The sequence below is a fragment of the Pseudoalteromonas sp. KS88 genome (assembly GCF_004766475.1).
Classification (GTDB): Bacteria; Pseudomonadota; Gammaproteobacteria; order Enterobacterales; family Alteromonadaceae; genus Pseudoalteromonas.
In genome coordinates this window covers 120545-126896 of record NZ_PYHV01000005.1, presented here as the reverse complement: position 1 = coordinate 126896, position 6352 = coordinate 120545, and the positions used below count along the sequence as shown (strand labels likewise).

Genomic DNA, 6352 nt, shown 5'->3' with positions numbered 1-6352 from the left:
CTTTGCATTGGGAAAGTGCCAGAATTCGGGTCTTCTTGACCATGGATCATTAACATTGGCTCGTTAATTTTCTCAGCGTGAAAAAACGGTGACATCGCTGCATATACATCTTGAGCCTGCCAAAAGTCACGCTCTTCACCTTGGAAACCAAATGGCGTGAGTGTGCGATTATAAGCGCCACTTCGTGCGATTCCTGTTTTAAATAAATCGCTGTGTGCTAATAAATTTGCCACCATGAATGCGCCATAGGAGTGACCAGCAATGGCAATGTTATCTTTATCGGCAATGCCTTTTTCAACCAAAACATCCACTGCTGCTTGTGCACTAGAGACCAATTGCTTTCTAAATAAGTCATTAGGTTCTTTGCCATCGACCCCTACGATTGGCATTTTCGGGTCGTCAAATACCGCAACCCCTTTAGCAAGGTAGGGCATTGGCCCCCAATAACCTATATAGGTAAATGCATAAGGCGACTCACGTACTTGAGATGCTACAGCTTTATCTTTATATTCTAGTGGATATGCCCACATCAGGACAGGTAACGTACCTTGTGTTTTGTCATACTCTGGCGGTAAATACAGTGTGCCAGTGAGCTCAACACCATCATCGCGCTTATAACGAACAAGCTCTTTAGTAACTCCCTTAAATGCTGGATAAGGGTGTTCAAATGTAGTTAGCTGGGTGAGCGTATCGTCACTTAAATCTCTAATAAAGAAATTTGGTTGCTCTGTTTTAGATTCACGAATCGTTATTAGCCTATCACCTTTATCATCAAGCATGGCACGAACCCGCTCATAATAAGGTGCTTTAGACTGCCATAATCGCTTTGTGGTATTTGTTTTAATGTCGTACTGATCTAAAAAAGGCACATTTCCTTGTTCAGAAGCACCATTGCCTCGCAGATAAATATAGCGCCCACCGACGACTTTAATTACATTACTGCCTAAGTCATTGCGCTCATAAATAGCGCTGCCTGGGTTTTTGTAAGCGTCATTGTAGCTACGCTGCGAAAACAGCGTTCGATTTCTGTCTGCGTTGCGTGGTTGTATTACAAACGTGCGAACTTGGCGGTCGCTAAAACGCCAATCACTGAGCATAGCCACATTATCGTTTGCCCATTCAATCCCAGCAAATCGACGCTCGACTTTTGCAAATAATTTAGGCTCTCGCTTAAATGGAGCGCGTAAGCTATACAAATAATCATGGTGATCTACTTTGGTTTTCATATCGCCGCCGTCTTGAGCTTCTGCCCAAATCACTTCAGCACCTTGATCAGCTCGCCATTCGAAATCGCGGCGGCCTACCCGAACACTGTCATAACCCTGTGGGATATTATCAGCGAGAGGTTGCTTTGCTAACTCAACCAACGCATAGCCTCGCATTCCCCATATTTGCCACGTTGTTGCAAAGCGACTGTAAGGTACTTGGTACGAAAATGGCTCGTCAATACTTCCAACCAATAGGTTTGTTGAATCAGGGGATACAGAAAATGACTTGAATAACGCAGGCTTACCAATAGCACGTGCTATACCACTGAGCGGGATATAGGTTAATTGTCCTTGCCCATAAAACTTAAATTGTTGTTCATCAAAAGGACTAGTTAATAAATTCTGATATGTACGTGCAGGCGCTTTTTCGCCTGTACTTTGCTGAATCACTGGAACAACATTCTGTGTATCTGTGGTTAATCTTTGCTTAGCGATATTTACCGCTGTGTTAGCTACAATAGCTGTACTGTCAGGCAACCAAGTATATGGACGACTCGTTAAAACAGAATTTAATGCTACGTCAGATAGTTGGCGAGCTTGTTTGGTTTGTGTGTTGTATACCCATAAATTAGCCTGATTTGCTTGCTCTAAAACAAAAGCTAAGTACTGGCTGTCTGATGACCACTGAGGAGAGCGCATAATACCTGAAGGAATATTAGTAACTTCAATCACGCTACCTGTTTCGATATGTTTTAAGGTCAATGCATTAAATTTTGTACGCGCTCGTGAGCGAGAAAAATTAACTGGGTTTAACTTAATTCCAGCGAGTTTAAACTCTTCTTTAGCAAGATCATCGAGTGACTCAATTCGTTTACGATCAAATAGTGCAAGCCACTGACCATCGGATGATAAATAGCTACTCGGTGCTAATTTAGCATCGACCAAAGCAGCGAGATCACTCGAAGGGGTTTGATAACCTTCGTTCGCATGGGTGTTTTCAATTACCCCAAAACTTATTATCAGGGCAAAAAAAAGCAACATTGCTCTCATAGTGTGTCCTTTGTTATTTTTAAAATAGTAGCGCTATATAAGCATGATTTGCAAAGCGCATAAAGTTTTTAAGTTAATCACTGATTATAAGTACAAACAGACTTCGCTAAATACAAGCTTTACTGACTTTATCGCTCAATTTAAGTTAAACTAAGCGATTACGGTACCTATTTAAAAACAATTAGGGTCTGTTGACCTTTGCGGATTAAAGTTTGTTCAAACTAGGGGCGGTTTAATCGCGGCGCGAGGTTTGCAACCTAGTGGGCTAAGTCAAAACCGAGCAACAAAGAGTAAATAGCCCCTAGGCAGAACCCGAAGGGCAGCGCCTGTTTGGCATTGATACTGCGTTATCGCCTATTTATGGGGAATAACCACACCACATAAGCGCTGCATTGCCTAAATACCAAACAGACTGCTGCAAATTTAACCTTGAAAGGTAAACAGACCTTAATGAATAACAAAACCGATAAAGTCACTATTTTTGACGTTGCGCGAGAAGCTCAAGTCTCAAAATCAACGGTGTCTTTAGTACTCACTCAAAGCACTAAAGTCAGTGCTAAACGCAAAGAACGAGTTTTACAAGCTATTGATAAATTGGGCTATGTATATAATCGTGATGCCGCAGCTTTAAGAGGTAAACGCTCAAATTTAGTTGCACTAGTAATTAATGATTTAACCAACCCCTACTCTGCCCAATTAGCGGTTAGTCTAGAGGGTTATATTTACGACATGGGGATGCTGCCAATGGTCGTAAATACGGCTGAAAATTGGCAGCGCCAACAACACATTGTTAAAACACTAAAAGAATACAATGTCGCCGCGTTTATAATGTGCCCAGTACCCGGGACAGAACAAACCTGGGTAGACAACCTTATTGCCAGTGGTTCACCTGTTATCAATATTATGCGTGAAGTGCCATTTAGTAACGCACCCACTGTTTTACCTGATAACAAAAAAGGCGCACACATTGCTACGGCGCACCTTCTTGAACAAGGCATCACCGACATTGCCTTTTTAGGGGGAACAGATGATATTTCTGACCACCTAGAACGTCTCAGTGGGTTTAAGTCTGCTCTTACACAATTCAATATCAATGAAGATAAGCCAGTAATTCAAGCACCTACAAACCGCCAAGGCGGTCGTGATTCATTTAACTCGCTGTATTGCGTTCATCCAAATATAAAAGCAATCATCTGTTTTAGCGATGTTATTGCCTACGGGGTTATTGAGGCTATACAACAACATGGGCTTTCGGTGGGTAAAGATATAAAGGTAGTTGGATTTGATGATTTAACCGATTCTAAATTAATGTCCCCGTCATTAAGTACGGTGTGTATAAACGCCGATGAGATTGGTAGGCGCAGTTGCCAAATTTTACAAGAGCTGCTTAGCTGTAATACCGCGCCTTTGCGTACATTGGTCGATGTAAATTTACAAATTAGAGATTCAAGCAAATGAAAAAAGTGTTAGTTATTGGCTATGTATGGCCAGAGCCAAATTCATCCGCTGCGGGCACGCATATGATGTCGTTACTACACGCGTTTAGAGCACAGAGTTGGCAGGTTGAATTTGCAAGTCCAGCTCAAAAAACTGAGCATATGGAAAACCTAGAGCAGCATGGAGTCTCATCACAAACGATTGCCCTTAACTGCAGTAGTTTCGATGACTATGTAACAACATATAATCCTGACATTGTTATGTTTGACCGTTTTATGATGGAAGAACAGTTTGGTTGGCGCATTGACAAACATTGCCCTAATGCCATAAAAATACTCGACACTGAAGACTTGCAGTGTTTGAGAAATGCGCGTCACGATGCTCATAAAAGTAAGCGAGCATTTAGTAAAAGTGATTTACACTCGGATATCGCAAAACGTGAGATAGCGGCTATTTTAAGGTGCGACCTTAGCTTGATTATTTCAAGTTATGAAATGGCGCTGCTGGCTGATGTATTTAATGTTGATAGTCGCTTATTACACCATTTACCTTTCATGGTTGACTTAGCATCACTGCCTACTCAAACAAAGTCCTTTACAGAGCGACAGCACTTTATGACGATAGGTAATTTCCGTCATGCTCCTAATTGGGACGCAGTACTTTATTTACAAAAAATTTGGCCACTAATTCGTAAACAGCTCCCCACTGCTGAACTCCATATTTATGGCTCTTATCCCCCCCCTAAAGCGACAGCACTTCATAACCCTAAAACAGGCTTTTTAATAAAAGGGTGGGCCGCTGATGCCTATCAAGTAATGGAAGAGGCCAGAGTGTGTTTATCTCCTTTGCGATTTGGCGCGGGAATTAAAGGTAAATTACTTGAAGCAATGATAATGCAAACCCCCAGTGTTACTACTTCAATTGGCAGTGAAGGTATGCATGGCGAACTTCCTTGGCCGGGTATTATAGAAAACTCTCCACAAGAATTTGCAAACGCAGCTGTTTTACTGCACCAAGATGAATGTACTTTTTTAAACGCACAAAAAAATGCGCATTCGCTACTGAATATTCATTATGATAAAGCACAGTTAGCAAAGCGCTTTATTGATAAAGTAACGGCTATTGAAGCCGATTTAGCAGCACACAGAGAAGCAAACTTTACTGGACAAATGCTTAAACATCATACGATGCGAAGCACCCAGTATATGGCGCAGTGGATTGAAGCAAAAAACAAATAAAAAAAACTAGACAGAGGTTTATATGTGTTTAAAATCGCGGCAAAACAAGTTAGGCAAGTTTTGATGTATTGTCTATATTTTTTAACTGAATAATTTAGATTTTGGTTCAATACTCACTTGAAAACCGCAACGTTTACTGAAAAACGAAAATTTATAGTAAAGCTAGGCAAAATGCTCCATAAGTACGGCACTCCTGCGTACCGACTTGAAGCCCACTTAATGGAAATTGCCACTTACTTAGGCCTTAAGTCGTCATTCGTTATGTCACCAACCTCTGTGACATTCGTAATATGGACAGATGGTCACGAAGATGAATACACTCACGTTGCACGCGTCGAGCCGGGTGATCACGATCTTGGCTCGTTGGCTGACACCGATGATCTTGTTAATAAGTTGCTCAATAAAGAGTTAACACTGCAAGAAGTCGATGAGCAACTTGACATCATTTTTGATGCCCCTGCACCCTACAACCGAGTTTTAACAGGTATTGCATTTGCAACCTCTGGCGGTGCGTTTGCCATGTTGATGGGAACCAGTTGGAATGATGTTCTATGGTCAGGCTTATTGACCCTAATCGTTTATTTATTTGTGCTTTGGTCAGCGCGATCAAAACGCGTTGGGCACATGCTTGAACCCCTGGTAGCTATTATTTCAGCAATATTGGCTTGTGCAATTAGTGTTTATATTGACGCACAGATCAATATTCGGCTTATCGTACTCTCAGCCATAATTGTCTTTATACCAGGGCTTGCACTCGCACTTGGTTTAGCAGAGCTTGCTGCAAGGCACTTAGTTTCTGGTACTGCACGAGTCATGGATTCGTTTATGCTTTTATTTAAGCTTTATTTTGGTGCATTTATCGGTCTGGCAATTGGCTTTGCGCTGTTTGGACAAACAGATTTTGTGCCACCAGAACCACTCCCAAAGTGGACTGCATGGCTAGCAATTTTGCTTTTGTGTAGTAGCTTAATCGTTATTTTTAGAACAAAATTAAAGCATGCGGCATGGTCAATTGCCTCTGGCTTTATAGCCTACGGAACCAGTGTTGGCCCAGCCATCTATTTAAACTTAGATTATACTTTAGGTACATTTATAGGTGCCTTTTCAGTGGGTGTTTTTAGTAATTTATTTAACCGCGTCGCTAATGCACCAGCCTCTATCGTCGCCATGCAAGGCCTGATTGTATTAGTACCGGGTAGTAAAACCTATATCGGCCTAAACTCTTTGATTGAAGGGCAAGACTTTGTCTATGCTGATCATATTGGACAGCAAACTTTTTTAATTTTTATGTCGCTGGTTGCAGGGTTAATATTTGCCAACGTCGCACTCCCTCCAAAGAAAAGCCTATAAAAAGATGCTTAGCGTAAGCTAAGCATCTTTTTAACCTGAACTCTGGCTAAGAGATGTACTAATGTATTG

The 6352-nt window shown here is 41.5% G+C and carries 4 protein-coding genes; 3 read left to right on the top strand and 1 reads right to left on the bottom strand.

The genetic code is table 11. The annotated features are described in order from the left end of the window. Positions 1-2258, bottom strand: a 2258-nt coding sequence (locus tag C7Y70_RS02870) for a prolyl oligopeptidase family serine peptidase (protein ID WP_135473302.1), incomplete at its 3' end; no start/stop codon positions are given. A 450-nt stretch (positions 2259-2708) separates the two neighbouring features. On the opposite strand from C7Y70_RS02870, the gene C7Y70_RS02865 reads away from it, so the two are divergent. The 3 genes from C7Y70_RS02865 (at position 2709) to C7Y70_RS02855 (ending at position 6283) form a co-directional block, all read left to right on the top strand. Continuing rightward, positions 2709-3716, top strand: coding sequence for a LacI family DNA-binding transcriptional regulator (locus C7Y70_RS02865; RefSeq protein ID WP_135473301.1), 1008 nt, complete (start codon positions 2709-2711; stop codon positions 3714-3716). Next, the gene (locus C7Y70_RS02860; RefSeq protein WP_135473300.1) at positions 3713-4933 is read left to right on the top strand and encodes a glycosyltransferase; all 1221 of its coding nucleotides are present in this window, start codon (positions 3713-3715) and stop codon (positions 4931-4933) included. The genes C7Y70_RS02865 and C7Y70_RS02860 overlap by 4 nt, the downstream gene beginning before the upstream one ends. A 117-nt stretch (positions 4934-5050) precedes the next feature. Then, a complete protein-coding gene (locus C7Y70_RS02855) occupies positions 5051-6283 on the top strand; it encodes a threonine/serine exporter family protein (protein WP_099296696.1) in 1233 nt (410 codons plus the stop codon). Positions 6284-6352 lie beyond the last annotated feature (69 nt).

Coding starts and splice junctions, on each gene's coding strand:
- C7Y70_RS02865 (WP_135473301.1), top strand. CDS start 2,709: ATGAATAACAAAACCGATAAAGTCACTATTTTTGACGTTGCGCGAGAA.
- C7Y70_RS02860 (WP_135473300.1), top strand. CDS start 3,713: ATGAAAAAAGTGTTAGTTATTGGCTATGTATGGCCAGAGCCAAATTCA.